20 protein-coding genes and 1 riboswitch are annotated in these 21,195 nt (G+C 68.4%); of the genes, 10 read left to right on the forward strand and 10 right to left on the reverse strand.

Annotation, left to right across the window (positions count from 1 at the left end; all coding sequences use genetic code 11):
• Position 1: 1 nt before the first annotated feature.
• Positions 2 to 1,357 (reverse strand): chitinase, encoded by a 1,356-nt coding sequence (locus AB3K92_RS31135; RefSeq protein WP_060230667.1) that lies wholly within the window; start codon positions 1,355 to 1,357, stop codon positions 2 to 4.
• A 390-nt stretch (positions 1,358 to 1,747) separates the two neighbouring features.
• Here AB3K92_RS31135 and AB3K92_RS31140 point away from each other — a divergent pair, with 390 nt between their 5' ends.
• On the forward strand, positions 1,748 to 2,071 hold the full coding sequence (locus tag AB3K92_RS31140; protein ID WP_059496002.1) for an H-type lectin domain-containing protein: 324 nt from the start codon (positions 1,748 to 1,750) through the stop codon (positions 2,069 to 2,071).
• Between the two features lie 16 nt (positions 2,072 to 2,087).
• Entirely contained in the window at positions 2,088 to 4,505 is a 2,418-nt protein-coding gene (locus AB3K92_RS31145; RefSeq protein WP_369466520.1) for an Ig domain-containing protein, read from the forward strand.
• Positions 4,506 to 4,730: 225 nt separating this feature from the next.
• On the opposite strand, the gene AB3K92_RS31150 is transcribed toward AB3K92_RS31145, so the two are convergent.
• Positions 4,731 to 5,633 (reverse strand): LysR substrate-binding domain-containing protein, encoded by a 903-nt coding sequence (locus AB3K92_RS31150; protein WP_059710213.1) that lies wholly within the window; start codon positions 5,631 to 5,633, stop codon positions 4,731 to 4,733.
• A gap of 94 nt (positions 5,634 to 5,727) precedes the next feature.
• On the opposite strand from AB3K92_RS31150, the gene AB3K92_RS31155 reads away from it, so the two are divergent.
• The gene (locus tag AB3K92_RS31155; RefSeq protein WP_048020557.1) at positions 5,728 to 6,927 is read left to right on the forward strand and encodes an MFS transporter; all 1,200 of its coding nucleotides are present in this window, start codon (positions 5,728 to 5,730) and stop codon (positions 6,925 to 6,927) included.
• Between the two features lie 6 nt (positions 6,928 to 6,933).
• Here the strand turns inward: AB3K92_RS31155 and cobJ are convergent, their stop codons facing one another.
• Genes cobJ through cobG form a run of 4 tightly spaced genes read right to left on the reverse strand, consistent with a single transcriptional unit; the run spans position 6,934 to position 11,381 of the window.
• Complete coding sequence (gene cobJ, locus AB3K92_RS31160) at positions 6,934 to 8,670, reverse strand: precorrin-3B C(17)-methyltransferase (protein ID WP_369466521.1); 1,737 nt, start codon at positions 8,668 to 8,670, stop codon at positions 6,934 to 6,936.
• Positions 8,667 to 9,401: a precorrin-2 C(20)-methyltransferase gene (locus AB3K92_RS31165; RefSeq protein ID WP_021163557.1), complete on the reverse strand. Its 735-nt coding sequence runs from the start codon at positions 9,399 to 9,401 to the stop codon at positions 8,667 to 8,669. The genes cobJ and AB3K92_RS31165 overlap by 4 nt, the downstream gene beginning before the upstream one ends.
• A complete protein-coding gene (locus AB3K92_RS31170) occupies positions 9,398 to 10,024 on the reverse strand; it encodes a precorrin-8X methylmutase (protein WP_027787410.1) in 627 nt (208 codons plus the stop codon). Before AB3K92_RS31170 ends, AB3K92_RS31165 begins: the two co-directional genes overlap by 4 nt.
• Complete coding sequence (gene cobG, locus AB3K92_RS31175) at positions 10,017 to 11,381, reverse strand: precorrin-3B synthase (RefSeq protein WP_369466862.1); 1,365 nt, start codon at positions 11,379 to 11,381, stop codon at positions 10,017 to 10,019. Before cobG ends, AB3K92_RS31170 begins: the two co-directional genes overlap by 8 nt.
• Before the next feature lie 105 nt (positions 11,382 to 11,486).
• A riboswitch (cobalamin riboswitch) is annotated at positions 11,487 to 11,678 on the reverse strand.
• Between the two features lie 142 nt (positions 11,679 to 11,820).
• Between cobG and AB3K92_RS31180 the strand changes: the two genes are divergently transcribed.
• From AB3K92_RS31180 to cobM, 5 genes are all read left to right on the forward strand, one after another.
• Positions 11,821 to 12,117, forward strand: coding sequence for a hypothetical protein (locus tag AB3K92_RS31180; RefSeq protein WP_021163554.1), 297 nt, complete (start codon positions 11,821 to 11,823; stop codon positions 12,115 to 12,117).
• Positions 12,118 to 12,241: 124 nt separating this feature from the next.
• Positions 12,242 to 13,504 (forward strand): precorrin-6y C5,15-methyltransferase (decarboxylating) subunit CbiE, encoded by a 1,263-nt coding sequence (cbiE, locus tag AB3K92_RS31185; protein WP_369466522.1) that lies wholly within the window; start codon positions 12,242 to 12,244, stop codon positions 13,502 to 13,504.
• Positions 13,504 to 14,592 carry a cobalt-precorrin-5B (C(1))-methyltransferase gene (locus AB3K92_RS31190; protein ID WP_021163552.1) on the forward strand — a complete coding sequence of 363 codons (1,089 nt, stop codon included), beginning with the start codon at positions 13,504 to 13,506 and terminating at the stop codon, positions 14,590 to 14,592. The genes cbiE and AB3K92_RS31190 overlap by 1 nt, the downstream gene beginning before the upstream one ends.
• Complete coding sequence (locus AB3K92_RS31195; RefSeq protein WP_111999229.1) at positions 14,589 to 15,320, forward strand: cobalt-precorrin-6A reductase; 732 nt, start codon at positions 14,589 to 14,591, stop codon at positions 15,318 to 15,320. Before AB3K92_RS31190 ends, AB3K92_RS31195 begins: the two co-directional genes overlap by 4 nt.
• A 43-nt stretch (positions 15,321 to 15,363) precedes the next feature.
• Positions 15,364 to 16,092 (forward strand): precorrin-4 C(11)-methyltransferase, encoded by a 729-nt coding sequence (cobM, locus tag AB3K92_RS31200; RefSeq protein WP_111999230.1) that lies wholly within the window; start codon positions 15,364 to 15,366, stop codon positions 16,090 to 16,092.
• Here the strand turns inward: cobM and AB3K92_RS31205 are convergent, their stop codons facing one another.
• Positions 16,093 to 16,239 carry a hypothetical protein gene (locus AB3K92_RS31205; RefSeq protein WP_175904054.1) on the reverse strand — a complete coding sequence of 49 codons (147 nt, stop codon included), beginning with the start codon at positions 16,237 to 16,239 and terminating at the stop codon, positions 16,093 to 16,095.
• Between the two features lie 125 nt (positions 16,240 to 16,364).
• Here AB3K92_RS31205 and AB3K92_RS31210 point away from each other — a divergent pair, with 125 nt between their 5' ends.
• Positions 16,365 to 17,234, forward strand: a complete 870-nt coding sequence (locus AB3K92_RS31210; RefSeq protein WP_369466523.1) for a hypothetical protein — start codon at positions 16,365 to 16,367, stop codon at positions 17,232 to 17,234.
• 46 nt (positions 17,235 to 17,280) lie between these two features.
• Here the strand turns inward: AB3K92_RS31210 and AB3K92_RS31215 are convergent, their stop codons facing one another.
• Complete coding sequence (locus AB3K92_RS31215; RefSeq protein ID WP_175889547.1) at positions 17,281 to 18,459, reverse strand: MFS transporter; 1,179 nt, start codon at positions 18,457 to 18,459, stop codon at positions 17,281 to 17,283.
• A 138-nt stretch (positions 18,460 to 18,597) separates the two neighbouring features.
• On the opposite strand from AB3K92_RS31215, the gene AB3K92_RS31220 reads away from it, so the two are divergent.
• Positions 18,598 to 19,113: a MarR family winged helix-turn-helix transcriptional regulator gene (locus tag AB3K92_RS31220; protein WP_042978338.1), complete on the forward strand. Its 516-nt coding sequence runs from the start codon at positions 18,598 to 18,600 to the stop codon at positions 19,111 to 19,113.
• A gap of 181 nt (positions 19,114 to 19,294) precedes the next feature.
• Here the strand turns inward: AB3K92_RS31220 and AB3K92_RS31225 are convergent, their stop codons facing one another.
• Positions 19,295 to 19,930 (reverse strand): hypothetical protein, encoded by a 636-nt coding sequence (locus AB3K92_RS31225; RefSeq protein WP_059677732.1) that lies wholly within the window; start codon positions 19,928 to 19,930, stop codon positions 19,295 to 19,297.
• A gap of 94 nt (positions 19,931 to 20,024) precedes the next feature.
• Positions 20,025 to 21,026 (reverse strand): hypothetical protein, encoded by a 1,002-nt coding sequence (locus AB3K92_RS31230; RefSeq protein ID WP_226817214.1) that lies wholly within the window; start codon positions 21,024 to 21,026, stop codon positions 20,025 to 20,027.
• Between the last annotated feature and the right edge of the window lie 169 nt (positions 21,027 to 21,195).

A 21,195-nucleotide genomic window follows, 5' to 3' on the forward strand; every position in this document is an offset into this window, starting at 1 on the left:
ATCACGACTTCACCCACACACCACCCGCACTCGGGTTGTCGCCTTGCGTCCACCATTTCGCGCAGTATTTCGCGCCCTGGTACATCACGCAGGTGCCGCCTGAATACGCGGTGGTCGCCGACCACGTGGCCGTGCCGCCGCCCACCGGTTTCCACACGGCGGCCTGGCCGGGCACGTCGCCCTGCGTCCACCATTGCGCCTGATACGTCGTGCCCTGGTAGGTGACGGTCGCGCCGGCCGTATAGACCTGGCCGGCCGCCCAGGGCGCGCCCGGTTGCGGCGTGCCGCCGTCCGAGCCGCCGCCGTAGTTCGGATCCTGCGTGACGCCCGCACCCCACTTGCCGTCGAGCTGCCTGAAGATCGTCGCGAACGCGTACGGCTGCTGCGCGACGCCCGAACAGGTCGGCGACGCATACGTGCCGCCGGACGGACACGCCTGGTCGCGGCCGACCGACCAGTTGCCGAAGAAGCCGTAGCCGTTGGCGACCGCCGCGTTCAGCACGCTCTGCGCATTCGCAAGCGTGAAGGTTTCGCCCTGCACGTCGTTCACGCCGATCATCGGCGTGACGCCGACCATCTGCCAGAGCTGGGCGTTGGTCTTCGGCTGGCCGGCCGACTTGAAGGCCGTATCGAGTTGCGCGTACAGCGCCTGCGCGGCGCTGATCGCGGCGGCCCCCATGTCGATGTTCGCGGGGCCGTAGTCCATCGCCATCACGTTCACCGCATCGAACACGGTCCGGTTCGAGATCGCAGCGTTGACGACGTTCAGGCCGTCCTGCGTGAGCCCGGTCGGCATCGTCGGCAGCGTCAGCGTGACGTGCAGCGGCTTGCCTTTCGCCGCATAACTCGCTTGCAGCTGGGTGACGGCCTGGAAGTTGCGCGCGACCGCGGCCGTGTCGAGCTGCGACGCGCCCTCGATGTCGAAGTCGATGTGCGTGAGGCCGTACGTGTCGATCACGGTCTGGTACGCGCCCGCCAGCGCGGGGACCGTCGAGCATGCCTGCATCAGCGGCGTGCCGTTCGCGCCGCCGAACGACACGGCGACTTCGCCGCCTTTCGCGCGATAGCTCGCGATCGACGTCGACAGCGCGGTCAGCAGGCCGCCGCTCGCGCCGTTGCCGATCGGCTGCACGCCGCCCCACGACGGCGTACACCCGTTGCCCGCGACCACGAACGCGAGCGTGAACTGCTGGATGCCTTGCCGGACGCCGATCTGGTCGACGAGCGGCGTCGGATAGAGCGTCACGTCGACATAGGGCGCATAGACGCCGGCGCCCTGGGACACGCTCGCCACGGCGAGCAGGCAACCCGCGGCAAACGCGCGCGGGATGAAACGCGGCAACACATTGTTGTGCATTGTGTTCTCCAAGTGGAAGAGGGATACGCTGGCCCGCGTATCGCCGCCGGTCGGGCGACCGGGCATGCCCGGCCGGCGGCGTGCCCATCTTGGAGGATTCGCGTCGAATAGTGAATGGTTAGTTGTTCTTTTTGTTATTTGATTCCCGATACGTAACGATCTTGCCGATTCGACATCGTTCCGTCATGCATCGGGCGCGGACCAGGACAAAATTGCCGACGATTTCGACATGAAATCGTCGCTTTCGACGCCCCTTGATGGCCGCCTCGATCATGTAATCACGTGTAATCGCTTTCGACGCATGCGCGGCATAACTTTGTCTTCGAGCGAAGTGCATTCGCGCGAGGCTCACTCAAGACCTTACGTCGTTCCATCCATCAGGAGCTCAACATGCTGGAAAGAATCGTAGCAAAGCAGGCAGTCGGAAGCGTTCAGGGCGGTAATCAGGATTCCTGGATCAACCCGCCTTTCAATGCGCAGATCACGTTTCCGGGCACGTTTTCGACCGCGCCCATTGTGGTCGTGACCGCCCTCCAGGACCCCAACGACGGATCCAGTTATCCGGACACGTTCTCGGTGACGGTGACCCAGGTCACGACGACCGGATTCAACGTCAACATCACCCGCGAAGACAGGGTGTTCCCGAATTATTCGGGCAGCGACTGGGGGCAAAACCTCTACGTTTCGTATATCGCCGAAGTTCCGAGCCAATAAAACCCGAACCGGAGTCATGCGGTCGCTGCCTCTTTCCCACTGCGCCGGCTTCACCGCCGGAAAGTTGACGAGGCAGTTCCGGCGGCGGGCCAGCCGCAGCGATTCACTGCGGCTGGCCGCCATCAGCGCCGCTCGCGGCGCCCGCCATTTTCGTCAGGAAAGTCGAAAAATGACAAGCACTCTACACATTCCGGCTGGCTACTTGACGCTCGGCCTGGACGCCACCGGCGCTGTCGTCGAACTCATCGATTCGCGCAGCGGCCGCAACTACATCTCGCCCGGGAAATCCGTCCCGCTCGTCAGGCTCGTGATCAACGACGTACTGGCGAAGCCCGCCGGCGTCCGATGGTCGTCCGCCGACAACACGCTGTCCTTCGTGAACGATGCCGGCCTCGCATTCGAGGTCGATGTCCGCGTCCTGCAGAAAAACGGCTACGCCACCTTTGAAGTGACCCGCGTGTCGACCGATCCCGCTTCCGACGTTCAGACGCTGCTGTGGGGGCCGTTGCCTGTCGCGATCAACCAGACCGTCGGTGAAGCCGCGGGCGTGGTGCGAGACAACGAATTCGCGATCGGCCTCAAGCCGCTCAACGACCGCACCGAAGGCGCGTGGCCCAAGGAATATCCGCAATACGGCTGGGAAAGCGACGTCATCCCCAATCCTTACAACGTGGACGTGGCGGCGCTGGAGCCGTGGTGCGCGGCGGCGAAGACGTCATGGGGGGCCGTGCTGCGCGCCTTTACGTTTGACTATACGCGCCGGCGCGACCGGCTCAATCCCAATGACTATCCGATCCCGCTCGGCCCGCTCGACAGCGCGGGCTCGGTCATCGGATCGAAGATTGCGCTGTACGGCAGCGCACCGGAGCTCGTGACGACCCTGTTGTCGTTCATTGCCTCGGGTGAAAACCTCCCGTATCCGACCCAGAACGGCCAGTGGCAGAAAGTGGCGCAGGCGAGCAGCCAGTCGTCTTTCGTGCTGGACGATCTCGACACCGGCAATGTCGGCAAGGCCGCCCGATTCGCCAACAGCGCGGGAATCAACTACATCTACTCGCCACGGAATTTTCGCGGCCCCTGGAAATACACCGGGCATTATCAGTTCGACTCCACCTTCGGCGACAGCGACAACGGAGCCGAGAAGCTTGTGGAGGCGGCAAAGGAGCACGGCGTCCGCGTCGGCGTCCATACCATGTCGGACTTCATCAGCGTCGGCTCGCCCACCTCCATCGACCCCTACGTTTCGCCGCCCGCGGATCCTCGCCTGGCCTTGGGCGGTCAAGCCGCCTTGTCCCGGCCGTTGAACATGACGAGCAAGATGCTCTACTTGAGCGGATTCGCGCCGGTGCGGGACGGGATCAACGAGAAGATGCTGCGTATCGGTAACGAGTTCATCTCGTTCAACGCGGTCCAAAGAGGCGTCACCGAATGGCAAGTCAGTGGACTGACCCGAGGCCAGTGGGGCTCCGTCCCGGCCGAAGCCGCGCGTGGCACGCCCGTTGCGAGGGTGATCGTGAATTCGTACGGCGGGGCCATCGGCGGCCTCGGCATCATCGACGAGATCGCCACCCGGCTGGGCGCCCTCAGGAACAACGTCGGCATCCGGTCCCACTCCTTCGACGGGGTGGAATCCGCCAGTCAGACCGGCTGGGGCAGCTTCGGCATTGCACGGTTGATCAACGGCACCTACGCTGCCCATACCGGGCACGACGGCTACATCAGCGAGACGAGCCGGATGACCTCGAACGCGTGGGATACGCTGACCCGGGCGAGCTGGTCCAACTCGGACATCGATCAGCTGTACCGCAACAACGTCTTCTACCAGGCCAACTACCTGCCGGGCATGCTTGGATGGTTCGATATCACGGGCGTCTCGTTGACCAGGATCGAAACCCGGCTCGCACGCGGCGCGGCGCTCAACGCCGGCATTGGCTTCCAGTCCACGATGGCATTCCTGCTCTCGGCAGATGAGACGCCGGACATCCTCGACAAGATCAAGCAGTGGGAAACCGCCAGGAATCTCGGCGCGTTCACCGAAAAGCAGAGGGCCGCGCTTCGCGACCAGACGACCTCGTGGACCCTGAAGTCCGTCACCCCCGGGCAAAGCTGGTCGTTGCAGCAGGTGAATGCCGAAGGCGTCCCGATCGGCGCGCCGCAGACCGTATCGGCACCCACACCGCAACTGGGCCCCGCCGTCCTGCCGGTCGCCACTCAAGGCGCGCTCTACGGCGCGAAAATCACGACGAATACGCCTGCGACCGTCCGCTTCACGGTGACCAACGGGGGTTTGCCCCCAGGCCTCCAGTTCAATCAGGATACGGGCGGGATTATTGGTACGCCGAGGAAGACCGGGCGGTACACGTTTACCGTCACGGCCACGAATGACGGGGGACTGGCTGACGCGCGAGCGGTTTACACCATCTTGGTGCAGTGAGGTAGTGAGCAGCCCTCATCGATTTCGCGGGCGACCGCGCCGGCATGCGGGACGCGCGTCACGGTGGCAGTGCGGCGCGCGTCATTCCGGCGATATCTGCGGCACGTGCGGCATTCGGTGAGGGCGCTCAACCGTTCCGGCAAACGTGATCGGTGTGGAAAAGGGTGTCGCGCAGCCGGAACACCGAAACCACCGGGAAGGTCGATCCGGATCGCTTGACTCGCATCAAGCCGATGCGGGCTGCACAAGCGAACGCGCGAGTGCGACGAAGCGTTCGACGCACGCCGACGCAAACGGCTCGCTCCAGGACACAATCTGCTCGACCGCGCGCGTGCCGGCAAGCGGCACGTACACGACACCCGGACGCTGCAGCGTCGCCGTGAAACCCGGCACGATCGCGATGCCGCGTTCGGCGGCCACCAGCGACACGAGTGTCGTGATCTGTGCCGCGGTCGCGCCGATGCGCGGCGCGAATCCGGCCTGTGCGCACAGGTCGTCCAGTGCGGCGGCCAATGCTGAGCCGTAACCCGGCGGAAACGTCACGAAGGTTTCGTTCGCCAGCGCCGCGACGTCGACGCTCGCGCGGCCCGCGAGCGGATTCCCGGCCGGCACGGCGGCCACGAGCGGTTCACGCGACACGACGAGCGACGCCACCGGCACGCCAGGCGCGTCGCCCCATGCCCAGCCGAAACCGATGTCCATCGTGCCGTCCGCGATCTGCCGGTGCTGGCTGGCGGTCGCCGCCTCGCGGAACGCGAATTCGACGTCGGGCATCGTGCGGCTCGCGGCGCGGATGACGTCCGGGAACGTGTCGGACATCGGAATGGCACTCGCATAGCCGATCACGATTCGTCCGGCGATGCCTTGCGCGAGCTTGCGTGCGCTCGCCTCGGCCTCGGCGGCCGCGCTGACGACGTTGCGCGCCTGTTCGAGGAACGCGGCGCCTGCCGGCGTCAGCCGCACCGCGCGCGTCGAACGCTCGAACAGCTGCACGCCGAGCTCGCTTTCCAGTGCGGCGATATGGCGCGTGAGCGGCGGCTGCGCGACGCGCAGGCGCAATGCCGCGCGGCCGAAGTGCAGTTCGTCGGCGACGACCACGAAATAGCGGAGGCGGCGCAGGTCGAGCATTGTTGTCGTTCCGGTATCAATCGCGATGAAAACGGTATTGGCGTGCGTACGGCGCGCTCGTCAGACTGTCGGCATCGACGACCAGGCAGCTCCGATGAACGACAGGACCACGCGCATCGCGTTCTTTCTCTGCGGCTTCGCCGCGTTTCTCAATCTGTATTCGACGCAGGGCATCCTGCACGAACTCGCGGCCACCTTCGGCGTCAGCGCGGAGCGCGCGGGGCAGGGCGTGAGCGCCACCACGACGGCCGTCGCCATTATCGCGCCGTTCGTCGGCGTGCTGGCCGCGCGCATCGAGCGGCGCATCGCGATCTCGCTGGCCGCGATGGCCGTCGCGCTGCCGGTCGTGTGGTCCGCGCATGCGGCAGGTTTCGCGTCGTTTCTCGGCGCGCGCTTTGCCGCCGGCCTGGTCATGCCGTTCGTCTTCGCGCTGTCGATCGCGTACATCGCCGAGCGCTTCGATCGCGGCACGTCGGCCGAGATCAGCGCGCTGTTCGTCGCCGGCACGACGCTCGGCGGTTTCGCCGGCCGCTTCGCGACCAACCTGATGACGTCGATGTGGGGCTGGCGGCATGCGCTCGACGTCGTCGCGGCGCTGTGTCTCGTCACGGGCATCGCGATCTACGCGAGCCTGCCGGCGTCCGGCGCGATCGCGCGGCGTGTCGAACCCGACACGGACGCCGGTGCGGGGCCGGCCTGGCGCATCGTCACGCGCGGCCCGCTGCTCGCATCGTTCGCGATCGGCGCGTGCGTGCTCGCGTCGCAGGTCGCGACGTTCACGTTCGTCGGCCTGCGCCTGGCCCGCGCGCCGTTCGGCTTCGGCACGGTCGGGATCGGCGCGATCTATGCGGTGTTCCTGGTGGCGGTGGTCGTGACCCCGCTGGCAGGGCGCCTCGCGCGGCATCGCGGCCCGCGCGCACCGGGGCTCGCCGCAGCCGCGCTCGCGATCGGCGGAGCGCTGCTCACGCTGTCCGACCACGTGCCGGTGATCCTGGCCGGCCTCGCGCTCAGCTCGACCGCCGTGTTCGTCGAACAGGCGTCGGCCAACACGTTCATTTCACAGGCGGCGTCGAGCGCGCGCTCGACGGCGATCGGCATCTACCTGTCCTGCTATTACTTCGGCGGCAGCCTCGGTTCGATCCTGCCGGTGCCCGGCTGGCACCGGTGGGGATGGGCCGGCTGCGTCGCGTTCGTGGTCGCTGCGCAGGCCGTCGTCGGCGTGCTCGTGTACCGGTTCTGGGGGGCGGGCGGCACGGCGTATGCCCGCGCGCACGGCGTCAGGCCGGCGCGCTGACCGGGTTCAGCGATACCAGCGCGGCGTATAGACCCACTCGCGACCCTCGCCGATCGCGAAGCGGCGCGTGGTCGACGAGCCGACGATCACCATCGTGCGCATGTCGACCTGGTCGCTGCGCAATGCACCGAGCGTCGTCGTCGCGAGCGTCGCGCCCGGCCGGCCGATGTCGCGGCCCAGCACGACCACCGTATCGGCCGTGCGATGCGCGCGCACGACATCGAGCGCGCGATCGAGCTGCCACGGCCGCGCGCGCGAGATCGGGTTGTAGAACGCCATCACCAGATCGGCTTGCGCCGCATGCCGCAGGCGCGTCTCGATCACGTCCCACGGCTTCAGGTTGTCCGACAGCGAGATCGCGCAGAAATCGTGGCCGAGCGGCGCGCCGGCCTGGGCGGCCGTCGCGAGCGACGCCGAGATGCCGGGCTCCACGCGCAGGTCGACCGCGGCCCAGTGCGGGTCGCGCGCTTCGTCGAGTGCCTCGAGCACGGCCGCGGCCATCGCGAACACGCCCGGGTCGCCGGACGACACGACCGCGACGCGCCGGCCCTCGGCCGCGAGTTCGAACGCATGGCGCGCGCGCTGCATCTCCTCGCGGTTGTCGGTGCCGTGCACGCGCTGGTCGTCGCGGAACGGGCCGGCCATGTTCACGTAGGTGGTGTACCCGAGGATGTCGGTCGCGTCCGCGAGCGCGGCGCGCGCGGCCGGCGTGAGCCACGCGGCGCCTCCCGGGCCGAGCCCGAGCACCGTCAGGCGGCCGCGCGCACGGCCGAGCGTGGCGGGATCGACCGGATGCGACGCGACCGCGCATGCGATGCCGTTCGTCGTGGCCCGCAGCGTGTGCACGACACGCAACGCGCGGCCGAGCAGCGCGGCCGCATCGGCCGCATCGGCCGGTACGCCGCCGTCACCGTCACCGTCGACGTCTGCATCGACGAAACGAAGCGGCACGCCGAGCGTGTGCGCCGCATCCTCCAGCGCGGCATCGCCGATCGCCGCTGCGGGCGCCACGATGGCCGCGAGCGCCATTCGGGCGAGCCCCTGCGCGTCGAGCGACGCCGCGATGCGTGCCGCGAGCGCACCATCCGCGTGAACAGCGTGCGCATCGACGCCCACCACCACGCTGCGCGGATGAATCACGAGTTCGTCATGCGTGCCGCGCCAGGCTTCGGGCGTCACGCGAATCGCATGCGCCGCGGCGTCGTCGCGCGGCAGCGCGACATTGTCGAGCCACGGCGCCGCGCCGTCGATGCGCGTCGATGCACCCGCGAGCAGATCGGACACGAAGCGCTTGCCCTGGGCGAGATCGGCGAGCGCATAGCCTTCCGGCGGATTGAGCACGCATGCGCCGAAGCGCAGTTCGCCGCTCGTCGTGATCGCCGGCGCGACGCCGACGCAGGCGGCGATTTCGCGCGCCATCACGTTGACACCCGTCAGCCCGCCGAGCAGCGGCACGACCGCCGAACCGTCTTCCGCCACCGCGAGCACGGGCGGTTCGACGCCCTTGTCGGCAAGCGCCGGAGCGATGCAGCGGATCACGATGCCGGCCGCGCACAGCGCGACGATCGGCAGGCCGCGTGCATAGAGTTCGCGCAAGTGCGTGCCGAGATCGTCGAACGGCACGTCGGCGGCGACGCGCGATGCGAGGCCGTGCACGCGGGCCCCCGGATAACGCGCCTGGATGCGCCGCGCGGTATCGAGCGCGCCCGCGCCGAGGATCACGATCGCGGGCGGGGTCGTCATCCTTGCCATTTTTCCCCCGGTACGACGAGCAGCGAGAAATACGGCGACGCCATCGGATCGACTTCATCGAGCGGCACGATGCGCTGGCTCGCCATCGTCGCGCGCTCGACATACAGCGCGCGCTTCGCGAGCCCCAGCTCGTCGAGCACGCGCCGCACCTTGTCGAAATTGCGGCCGAGCTTCATCACGACGGCCGCATCGGCCTGCGCGAGCCGCGTGCGCAACTCGTGCTCGGGCAGCACGCCCGACAGCACCGACAGGCTCTGGTTGCGATAGACGAGCGGCTGGCCGAGCACGGCGGTGCCGCCGAGCATCGCGCATACGCCGGGGATCACCTCGGTGTCGTAGCGCGGCGCGAGGCGGTCGTGCAGGTACATGTACGAGCCGTAGAAAAACGGGTCACCTTCGCAGATCACCGCGACGTCGCGCCCCGCATCGAGGTGCGCACCGACGACCTCGGCGGCCGTGTCGTAGAAGTCGGCGATCACCGTCTCGTAGCAGAGCGGCGGCGGCAGTGCCTCGGTCGTCACCGGATAGACGAGCGGCAGTTGCGTCTGCCCGTCCCGCAGGTGCGCCTCGACGATGCCGTATGCATTGCCTTTCTTGCCCTTCGCGACGAAATACGCGACCACGGGCGCGGCCTGCAGCACGCGCAGCGCCTTGATCGTCATCAGTTCGGGATCGCCGGGGCCGACGCCGACCCCGAACAGGCGTCCGCGCGCGCTCGTCATTCGACCTCCGTCGCGAGTGCGTTGACCGCCGCAGCGGCCATCGCGCTGCCGCCGCGGCGGCCGAGCAGCGTGACGTACGGGACGCCGCGGCTGTCGGCATCGAGCAGCGCCTTCGATTCGGCCGCACCGATGAAGCCGACCGGGAAACCGAGGATCAGGGCGGGGCGCGGCGCGCCGGCGTCGATCATGTCGAGCAGGTGGAACAGCGCGGTCGGCGCATTGCCGATCACGACGACGCTGCCGGCGAGCTGCGGCCGCCACAGTTCGAGCGCGGCGGCCGAACGCGTGTTGCCGAGATCCCGCGCGAGATCGGGCACTTCCGGCTCGCCGAGCGTGCAGATCACGCGGTTGCCGGCCGGCAGCCGCGCGCGCGTGATGCCTTCGGCGACCATGCGCGCGTCGCACAGGATCGGCGCGCCGGCCGCGAGCGCCGTGCGGCCCGCCGTGCCGGCACCGGCCGAGAAGCGCAGGTCATAGACGACGTCGACCATCCCGCACGCATGGATCACGCGCACCGCGAGTTTCTCGAGGTCGGGCGGAACCTGCGACAGGTCGGCCTCGGCGCGGATCGTCGCGAACGACTGGCGGTAGATTTCCTGCCCGTCGCGAATGTAGTCAAGCATCGGTGGTGTCCTGGCTGTGCCGCGTGCCCGTCAGTCGGGCCGCGGCCTGGTCAATCGTCAGATGGCGCGCGAGCGGGGCGCCGAGGCCCGCGGCCGCATCGCGCCGGTAAAGGTCGTAGTGCGCGGGCGCAACCGCGACGAGCGTGTGCGTCGCGGGATGCGGCAGCGCGCAATGGCGCTCGCAGCCGGTCAGGTGCACGTCGACCGCATGGCCGATGCGCGCGGCGAGCGCGAGCGCGTCGTGTTTCGTGTCGGCGCGCGCCTTCGCGCAGCCCGCGCTGCCGGTGCACGCGACGAGCGACGCCAGCGGGTCGGACGACGCGCAGACGAGGCCGAGCGACGCCAGCGCATCGAGCGTGGCCGGCGCGCGTTCACGCGGGACGCGATGCATGAAGACGCCTTGCCAGGGCGTCATCGACAGCGTGCCGTCGCCGTCGGTTTCGGCCAGCGCGGCGAGCCGTTCCAGTTGCGTGGCGTCGAGCCGGCCGAGCGGGAATTGCGCGCCGACGTGGCAGCGCGCGGCATCTCGAGACGGGTGTACGCCGAAACGCCGTGCCGGATCGGTGCGCGCGCGACGCCAGCCGGCGAGCGCCGGATCGGCCGCAAGCGCGAACGGCACATAGTGCCGCGCGCGCTCGAGCAGCGCGCGTTCGCCGCAGGTTGCAAGCAGGGCACGCATCCGCGTGACGTCCGCCGGTGCGAGATCGAGGAACGCGAGCAGCAGCGCGCGGACCAGCGCGACACCTTGATCGGGCGCGACATCGACCGACGCCGGTCGGGCGTCGTGCGCAACCGGCGGGCAGCCGGCCAGCCCGGCCGCGATGCGCACCGCACCGTCGCCGCGACGCCATGCGGCCAGCCAGATGTCGTGCGGATGATCGAGCGCCGCAACCGATTCGCCGCCGTCGAGCTGGATCGAGAATTTCGGCGACAGCTCGCCACGGCGCGGCTCGCGCGCCAGCATGTCGAGGAGCGGCGCGGCGAGCGCGCGGCTGTCGACGAGGGCGGCGGGGTCGTCGCCGGCGAGCGGGCTGAGCATCACGTTGCGGACGTCGTCGCTCGCGGCGAGCGCGGTGGTATCGGCGACGGCATCCGCGGTTGCGTCGACGGACGGGCCGAGGCCCGCGTCGAGCAACGCGCGTATCAACGCGTCGGCCGCGTCGGCGCGAATGCCGCGCAGCTGGAGATTCGCGCGATTGGTCGCGTCGATCGCACCGGAGCCGCAGGCACGCGCGGCGGCGGCGATCGCGCGCGCCTGACGCGCATCGAGGCGGCCGCCGGGCAGCTTGATCCGGCACAGCCCGCCGTCGGCGGCCGCGACCACGCGCACGAGCCCCGGGCAAGCCGACGGGCGCACGACGGGCGACGCAGGAATCGAATCGGGGGCGGAACTCACGGGGTACCGGGGCAGTGTCGCGCCGCGGCCAACGCGTCGGTACACCCCGCCCGACGCCGACTGGCACGCACGCACTTTCTGGCCGGCAGGTCTCCTGGCTGACAGGTCGGCGCCGGCTCCCGGCCTTCCCGGTGAAACCAGTGGCATGAGGGGGAGATCGGCTCGCTGTCTACAGTTGCGGGGGCAGCCACAGCGGCGCGTGGTGCGCCCTGTGTTCCCTCTTCGGCCCCGAAGGGCACCGGCGAACGAACGGCCGTAGGATACCCGATTTTCGCGACGATCCGGCATCGGCGGTGCGTCGCGCAACCGCGTCGCAGCATGGCCGCAGACGGTTTTGCGCTGTCTCGCAAATGGTAGGATTGGCGCCTCGACATCAGATCGGCGAGCGCCGGCATCCGCCATGAAACTCGGCAGGACGGAACTGTTCGGCATGGGCATCGCACTGGGCCTGCTGGCCATCCCCGCATGGGTGCTGCTCGCGTGCGTGCTGATCCCGCTTGCACCGTCGGCCGAGTGGCCGAAGAATGTCGGGCTCGCCGGCCTCGGCGTGCCGATCGTCGCGGGCGGCACGCTCCTGTACAGGAAAAGCGGGGCGCGGCCGCTCATGTGGCTGCTACTCGGCTGGCTGCTGATCGCGTCGATCGGCGGCATGGTTCTGGCCTTGCTGACGTTTGTCGTCGGCGTGCCGCTCGGCTGACGTCGTGGCCGTGTCGCACCGGCCGTCGGGCGACGCGCACGGCATGGAAACGAATCAACGCGCGGCGCTCCGGCAGCCGCGCATCGCAACAAACGGGATGGAATCGAACGATGGGGAAGGGTGCATGACGGCGTGGCTGACGGTAGTGGGCATCGGCGACGACGGTTACGCGGGGCTCGGCCGCAGCGCGCGCCGCGCGCTGCTCGACGCGACGCTCGTCGTCGGCGCGAAGCGGCATCTCGACATGCTGCCCGCACGGCTGCCGGCCGCACGCGAAGCGTGGCCGTCGCCGTTCGACCTTGCGGGCGTGCTTGCACGACGCATGTCGCCCGTCTGCGTGCTCGCCAGCGGCGACCCGATGCTGTTCGGCGTCGGCGCCACGCTGGCGCGCTCGCTGTCCCCTGACGAATGGCGCGTGCTGCCCGCGCCGTCGTCGCTGTCGCTGGCGGCCGCCCGCCTCGGCTGGGCACTGCAGGATGTCGGCGCGGTTTCGCTCGTCGGCCGTCCGCTTGCGGCGCTCGCGCGCCACCTGCTGCCGGGCCGCCGCCTGTTCGTATTGAGCGCCGACGGCCGGACGCCGGCCGCCGTCGCGGCCGAACTCGTCGCACGCGGCTTCGGGCCGACGCGCATCAGCGTGTTCGAGCATCTGGGCGGCCCGCTCGAGCGGCGTCTCGACGGGCTCGCGCAGGACTGGCGCGTCGCCGAAACGGCCGCGCTCAATCTGGTCGCGCTCGACTGCCGGGCCGGCCCCGACGCGCCGCGCCGCGCGCTCACGCCCGGCCTGCCCGACGATGCATACCGCCACGACGGCCAGCTCACCAAGCGCGACCTGCGCGCGATGACGCTCGGCCGCCTTGCGCCCGTGCCCGGCGAGCTGCTGTGGGACGTCGGCGCCGGCAGCGGCTCGATCGGGATCGAATGGATGCGCGCGCATCCGTCATGCCAGGCGATCGCGATCGAAGCGCATGCGGAGCGGCAGCGCTTCATCGAGCACAACCGCGACGCGCTCGGCGTGCCGGGCCTGCAACTCGTCGCGGGCCGCGCGCCCGAGGCGCTCGCGGGGCTCGCCGCACCCGACGCGATCTTCATCGGCGGCGGGGCGACCGCGGCCGGCGTGCTCGACGCGTGCTGGGCATCGCTGAAGCCCGGCGGCCGGCTGGTCGCGAACGCGGTCACGCTGCAGGGCGAGCTGGCGCTCGCCGCGTGGCGCGAGACGCATGGCGGCACGCTCACGCGCGTGTCGCTCGCGCATGCCGAGCCGCTCGGCCGCTTCGACACGTGGCGCCAGCCGCTGCCGGTCACGCTGTACGACGTGCGCAAGCCGGAAACGGGCGACACGGTCGACACGGCGGCATCGCCGGCCGCGACGCATACGACGGACGCGTGATGCGCGACGAGACCCCCGAACAGCCCGCGCCGCTACGCTTCGGCTACACGACCGGCAGTTGCGCGACCGCGACGTCGCTCGCCGCCGCGCGGCTGCTGCTCGCGGGGCGTGCGGACGACGCGGTCGAGATCGTGTTGCCGAAGGGGCAGCGCGTGATGATGCGGCTCGAGTTCTGCCGGACGACGGCCGACGGCGCGGAAGCTGGCACGATCAAGGATGCCGGCGACGATCCGGACGTCACGCACGGCGCGCTGATCTTCGCGCGTGTCGCGCTCGCGGCGGCGCCCGGCGTGCGTTTTCATGCGGGGCCGGGCGTCGGCACGGTCACGCGCGCGGGGCTGACGCTGCCGGTCGGCGAACCGGCGATCAACCCGGTGCCGCGCCAGATGATGACGACGCACCTGGAAGCGCTGGCGGCCGAGCACGGTTATGCGGGCGGCTTCGACGTGACGATCGGCGTCGAGGGCGGCGAGGCGCTCGCGCTGAAAACGATGAACCCGCGCCTCGGCATCGTCGGCGGGTTGTCGATCCTCGGCACGACCGGCATCGTGCGGCCGTTCTCGTGCTCGGCCTATATCGCGTCGATCCACCAGGGCATCGACGTCGCGCGGGCGAACGGCATCACGCATATCGCCGCGTGCACGGGCAACGCAAGCGAGGATGCGATGCGCGCGCACTATCACCTGCCCGACATGGCGCTGATCGAGATGGGCGATTTCGCGGGCGCGGTGCTCAAGCACCTGCGGCGCGCGCCGGTCGCGCGGCTGTCGATGTGCGGCGGCTTCGGCAAGCTCAGCAAGCTCGCGGCCGGCCACCTCGACCTGCACAGCCGCCATTCGAGCATCGACCTGCCGCTGCTCGCGCAGTGGGCGGCCGAGGCCGGCGCCAGCGACGCACTGCAGGCGGCGATGCGCGCCGCGAACACGAGCCAGGAAGCGCTGAAGCTCGCGCACGCCGACGGTGTGCCGCTCGGCGATCTCGTCTGCGCGCATGCGCTGCGCGTCGCGCGCGACATCGTGCCGCCGTCGGTTGCGGTCGAGATGTTCGCGATCGACCGGCAGGGCCGCTTCGTCGGGGCAGCGCGATGAGCGCGCGCATCCTGCTGCTCGGCGGCACCGGCGACGCACTGAAGATCGCGCGCTCGCTCGGCCCGCATCATGTCTACAGTCTCGCCGGCCTCGGCAAGACGCCCGACGACCTGCGCTGCGACGTGCGCGTCGGCGGTTTCGGCGGCGCTGCCGGGCTGGCCGCGTATCTGCGCGACGCCGGTATCGGCCTCGTGATCGACGCGACGCATCCGTATGCCGCGCAAATCAGCGCGAATGCCGCCGCCGCGGCGCGTGAAGCGGGCGTGCCGCTGTGGGCGCTGCGCCGCGCGCCGTGGTCGCCGCAACCCGGCGACGACTGGCGCATGGTCGACGACTGGGCCGGCATCGAAGCCGCGCTCGCGCCGTTCCGGCGGCCGCTGTTCACGCTCGGGCGCGAACCGCTCGCACATCTCGACGCGATCCCGCCGCACCAGTTCTGGCTCGTGCGCTGCCTCGACCCGCATCCCGGCAACGCGCGTGCGCAGGTCGTCGCCGCGCGCGGGCCGTTCACGCTGGAGGGCGAGCGCGCGCTGTTCGCGCTGGCGGGCATCGACGTCGTCGTCAGCAAGAACAGCGGTGGCGCGGCCACCGAAGCCAAGCTCGACGTCGCGCGCGAACGCAGGCTGCCGGTCGTGATGCTGCGCCGGCCGCCGCTGCCCGACGCCGACCGCGCGTTCGACTCGGCCGCGGCGCTCATCGACGCGCTCGATCCGGCCGCGCGCGCATGACGCCGCGCGGCCGGTCATCCCATGAATTGACGGAGATTTTTCGATGACGGTGTATTTCATCGGCGCGGGCCCCGGCGACCCGGAGCTGATCACGGTGAAGGGCCAGCGCCTCGTGCGCACGTGCCCGGTGATCCTGTATGCGGGTTCGCTGGTGCCGGCCGCCGTGCTCGACGGCCATCGCGCGGAGCAGGTCGTCAACACGGCCGAGCTCGACCTCGATGCCATCGTCGCGCTGCTCGCCGCTGCGCACGCGAAAGGGCAGGACGTCGCGCGCGTGCATTCGGGCGACCCGTCGCTGTATGGCGCGATCGGCGAACAGATCCGCCGCCTCAAGACACTCGGGATTCCGTACGAAATCGTGCCCGGCGTGACGGCCACGGCCGCATGCGCGGCGACGCTCGGCGTCGAGCTGACGCTGCCCGGCGTCGCACAGACGGTGATCCTCACGCGCTTCGCGGGCAAGACGACGATGCCGGAAGGCGAAGCGCTCGGCTCGCTCGCCGTGCACCGCGCAACGCTCGCGATCCATCTCGGCGTGCGCCATCTCGCCCGCATCGTCGACGAAGTGCTGCCGCATTACGGTGCCGATTGCCCGGTCGCGGTGATCTATCGCGCGAGCTGGCCGGATGAAGAACGCGTGACCGGCACGCTCGCCGACATCGTCGGCAAGGTGCAGGGAACGCAGATCGAGCGCACCGCGCTGATCCTGATCGGGCGTGTGCTCGACGCTGAAGGGTTTGCGGATTCGACTTTGTACGCGAGTGAGGGTTGATCACGCAGGGGCACGGCGTTCGCGCAGGTGCGTGCAGAGCGCCGCATCGATCGTGATCGCACCGCCGACGAAGTAGATCGGTGCTGCCGATTTGCCGAGGATCAGGATCGGCGCGGCGATGCTGACGACGGGGACCGGGTTGAGCACGACCACGCTCCAGTACGATGCGTTGTCGCGTGCACCGCGAACGTTGCTTCCGCGTCAGGGTCGACGATTTGCGTTCGGTGTCGCGCGTGCCGTCGCGCCGCAGTCAATCACAAGGACATTGCTGAATGAATCACCGTATTCGATCGGTCATTTTCGGCCTGGCGGGATTGACGTCCGCTTTGCTGGCGGTATCCGCAGCGCAAGCCACCGCCGAAGCGAACGAAGCCCGCGCCATACCGTTCGTCGAGGTCGCGAAAGCCGCCGTGCCCGATCGCGACTGGATACCCAGGGTCTGCCAACTGGTTTCGGCACCCTGCGGTACGGCAGGCCAGCCAAGCGAAGCAAGCAAGGCGCCGTCGCTGTACCGGGTCAGGAACGACGCGCCCGGCAATTACTATGCGATCCTGCCCGGCCCGCAGTTGCTGAAGGTGAGCTTTGCGTCCGCCACCGGCTGGAAAGTCCTGCAGCGGTGGGATTTCTCCGACTACCAGCCCGCCGACCGCGTCGACGGCGATGGCGAGGCGCCACCGCTCGGGATCTACCCGGCGCTGTACCCGCTCGGCAGCGAGCGCTTCGCGGTCGCGGTGCTGGCCGGATGGTCCGAAAGCTATTCGGGCGGCGGCGGAAGCTGGGAAAATGCCGACTTCGTCGAACTGCGGCCGAGTGGCGGGCATGCGAGCACGCCACGGATATCGAAGCTGCCGTTCAGTTGCGACAAGCAGATTCGCGCATGCTTTTCCGAACGCGAGTACCAGCACTCGCCGCATTGCAGCGAAGACTTCGACGGCTCGCTGCGGCTGCGCTTCGTGCCCGGTGCGAGTGCCGGCAAGCTCGACTGGATCGCTACCTGGAAAGAGACGCATTGGCCGGGGCTGAAGCCGAAAAGCACGACCGAGCACACGTCGGTTTCCGTGACGTTGCCGGCAGGGCAGGATCCGGTTGCCGCCGGCAAGGCGCTGCGCGACAAGGTGTCTTTCTGCGAGCCGGTCAACTGAACGGCGGCCGCAACCGAACGGCAACGGCCGTGTTCCCCGGCTCGCGCTAGGCACGCGCAACACGCCGCGCGAGCCGCGGCGCAAACCCTGCGGCCAGCGCGAACAGCGCGACGCACAGGCAGGCCATCGCGACCCACGCGGGCGTCAGGTCCGCGAGATGCTGGCGCACGATGCCGGCCGCGAACGGAAACAGCCCGGCGATCAGGTAGCCGATGCCCTGCACGAACCCCGTCAGCGATGCGGCATCGGCCGGCGTCGCCGCATGGTCGACCGTGACGATCAGCGACAGCGGAAACAGTGCGCCGATCCCCGCGCCCATCAGCAGCGCGGCGGGCAACGCGAGCGCTTCGGGTGCGGCCAGCATCACCAGCAAGCCGACGAACAGCGACGCGATCGCCGCATGCAGCGCGGGCCGGCGATCGGACAGGCGGTCGATCGTCGCCGAGATCGTCAGGCCCGCGACGACCTCCGCGAGCGTCACGCCGCCGAGCAGGCTGCCGGCCGCCGTCGGCGACCAGCCGAGCCGCATGTAGTAGGGCGGCAGCCACGCGAGCACGAGCGTGTACGCGCCGGTCGCGATGCCGAAGAACAGCGCGAGCCGCCACGCGCGCGGCGAGCGCGACGGCCGCGCATGCGTTGCCGACGCCGGCCCGGCGGCAAGCATGTTGCCGCCGCGGCTGGCCAGCGGCCACGCCAGCGCGGCCACCGCGGCCGGCAGCGCCCAGCCCGCGAGCGCGGCGAGCCAGCCCCAGCGGGCCGCGGCGAACGGCGCGACGACGCTCGCGAGCACGGCACCGCCCATGATCGACGTCGAATAGACGCCCATCGCGCCGCCGATCCGCGTCGCGAAATGCGCCTTCACGAAGCCGGGCAGCAGCGCCTGCACCATCGCGATCCCGACACCCGCGCAGCAGGCGCTCGCGAGCAGCAGCCACGCGTGCTGCGCGCCGACGCGCGACACGCAGGCCAGCCCGATCAGCGCGACGCCGAGCCACACGCCGCCCGCGATGCCGGTCACGCGCTGCAGGCGCCGCGCGCTCAGCGCGCCGAGACCCATCAGCAGGATCGGGATCGTCGTCAGCAGGCTGGCCGCGCCGTCGCCGATGCCGGTCGCGCGCTGGATCATGTCGAGCAGCGGGCCGACCGCGGCGAGCGCCGGCCGCAGGTTCAGCCCGACGAGCACGATGGCGGCGAGCCGCCATCCGGGGGAAGTGAAGCGATTCATCGCAAGGCCCTCGAAATCGGTGCGCGGCCCCGGAAGGGCGCCGCGCGATTTTCATGTAAAGTATCTCGACATCAAGATAAACGCCGATTTATCTCGACGTCAAGATAACTGGCAGGCCGAGGAGGGTTAATGGATCAGGTGGATCGAGCTGCGCATGCGCTCGCGCAATGGCGTAACGAGCGCCCGGATCTCGACGCGTCGTCGATGGTGGTGATGGGGCGGTTGCAGGAAGCGGCACTCGTGATCGCGCGCGACCGCCTCAATCCGCTGTTCGCGCGCTACGGGATGCAGCCGGGCGAATTCGACGTGCTCGCGACGCTGCGGCGCGGCGGTGCGCCGTTCGCGCTGACGCCGACGGCGCTGTACGACGCGCTGATGATGTCGTCGGGCGGGATGACCGCGCGCATCGACCGGTTGCAGAAAGCCGGCTGGGTCGAGCGCCGGCCGAACCCGGCCGACGGGCGCGGCACGCTCGTCGCGCTGACCGACGCCGGTCGTGCGCTGATCGACGAAGCGGTCGTCGCGCACATCGACAACCAGCGCCAGTTGCTGGCCGTGTTGTCGGATGATGAGCAGGCGCAGTTGTCGGAACTGCTGGGGAAACTGCTGGCGGGGGTGGGAGGCAGGGCGCCGGGAGAGTTGGGAGGCAAGTAGCGTCGCTGAATGCGTCACGCAAATGCACGCTGCGGGCAAAAGCACGGTTCTGCGTGAATTTTCGTGGATGTCGCTTGGCGACCCAGAACGGCCGGACGAGGGAGCGAGATCGACGCCTGTTACCAGTCACTCATATGGTTCGAGCCGGCTCCTCGCCCTTTCGCAATGCGTTCCCCAGGCTTCATGCCTCGATTAGGGCAAGCGCCCGCTCGAAGAATGTTTTGCCTCCGGAAGAAAAACCGCCGGAATCTTGCTTGGCGATTCGCTCTCTCGCGACATCAACAGCAGAACTCATTTCTCCCCGCAGCATGTGCACGAGCAGACGCTCCTTCCAGACGGTTACCGCCGCACATGGGTGCTTCTGCATGAAGATTTCGTACTCTCTATCGAGGAAACGAATGTAGGAGTCCAGGGAGTCAACCGCAAGCGCTACCTCTTCAGCCCTAGATGCCGCTTGTCGGGTGGCGATCTCGAGCTGCTGTTCCAGCACCCCTGGTTCCCACATAAGATCACGGACTGTGAAACGTTGAATTTCCCACCCGGTAAGCACGAAGGCTCCGTTGGCGTGAAGACTGAAGGGTGCGTTCTCGTTGCTTGACATGCCGAGGACGTGCCAGAGTAGATGATCAAGTTCAAGCCACTTGAAACCCAGCCACGAGTGAAATGAACCCTCCTTCGCCCCCGAGGACAAGGTCATGGAGAAGAAGAGAGGGCCATTGGTCCAGTAAGGCGTTGCGCCGACTGACTTCCAGCGCCTCGCTTTAGCTTCTGCCTTTACCAGCAGTCGAAGTTCTCGGTCGATTTCGGATTGTTTCATTGGAGGAAGTCGAGTTCTCTTACATCAATTCTTGATCGATTGGGCCGGCAGGTACCGGTCATCCGACAACGGCTGCTCTTGGCCGGCCTCGTCCTTACGAAGAAGGTTTGAGGCAATCACTTCGACGGATCAAGACCCTTACCGCGCGCATGAGGTGATGGTTTATCGTCGGAATCAGTGTTGCCGGAATCTCATAAGGGCCAGCGGTCCGAAAATCGGCTGCATGCAAAATGTGAGCCCGCCCACCGTTGAACTGAACGAACGCTTCGATCGTCGGATCGTCCCGCATAGCCGCTTTCATTTCATCTTCCCCGAACCAGGGTGACGAATAAAGGGTGAACGTCGGTCCATCGAATGGCGGTAGCGCTCGGAAACCCGCGTGAACGAGCCAGTCGAATTGCGCCCGATTCACCTTGACGATACTGGACGCGCCGTAAAGACTGCTACCGCTGCGCGCGAGATAGTCGATCCACCAGTCGTTTTGCCATGGCTCGTAACCAAGCAAAGCACCCTCCAGCCGCTCCATGTTTTCGTAGCCGTCGCCTTGTCGGTTGAGGTTCTGGCGGAAAAACTCCAGGGCAGGGATGCGCCACTCCTCGCCTTTGAGCGTATATAGAACTTGCCCGATTCGACGTGCTGGACGGCCTTGAAGCACCGGTGCGTCGACGATGATTTCCTGCGAGTGCAAGACACCTTGAGCCACATACTCGTCAAAGCGAGCCTTCAGTTTGACCGACGGCCGGCATTCGCTGTCGAAATCGATGAACCCGAATGGTTTACGCCCTTGCACCATCAAAGCCAGTTCGTAACCGGTATGGACAAGGTACGGTACGGGAACACGGGCTTCTACATACTTCGTGAGAATGGCTTCGCGTGAACTGTGTTCAAAGTCGATCGCGAAGAATTCGCAAACGTCGGCGACCTGTATCGGCGACAGAAGATACCAATCGTCAAGCGCGGCATCCTCCGGGGCGTCCGGGTCGACCAGCTGCCGCAGCGCCGCAACATCGTCGATTTCGAATCGGATCTGAAGGCAGGGGTACAGAAGATCAGGATCGATCGCCGACAGAATGAACGAGTTTCTCGGATCTCTCATGGCAGCTTCCCGTGCGTCAGTGCGAAGACTTCGATTCAATACGCGCGAAGATTGTCGATGATCTACTGGCCCACACGCAATCAGAAACGATCTGGACTTCGGCGCCAGATTTACCTTTTAACGTCCGTCCTTGGCTGAACGCGGTCGCCCAGCATTAGGCGTCACATCA

Source organism: Burkholderia sp. Bmkn7 (genome assembly GCF_041103175.1).
Lineage (GTDB): Bacteria > Pseudomonadota > Gammaproteobacteria > Burkholderiales > Burkholderiaceae > Burkholderia > Burkholderia cepacia.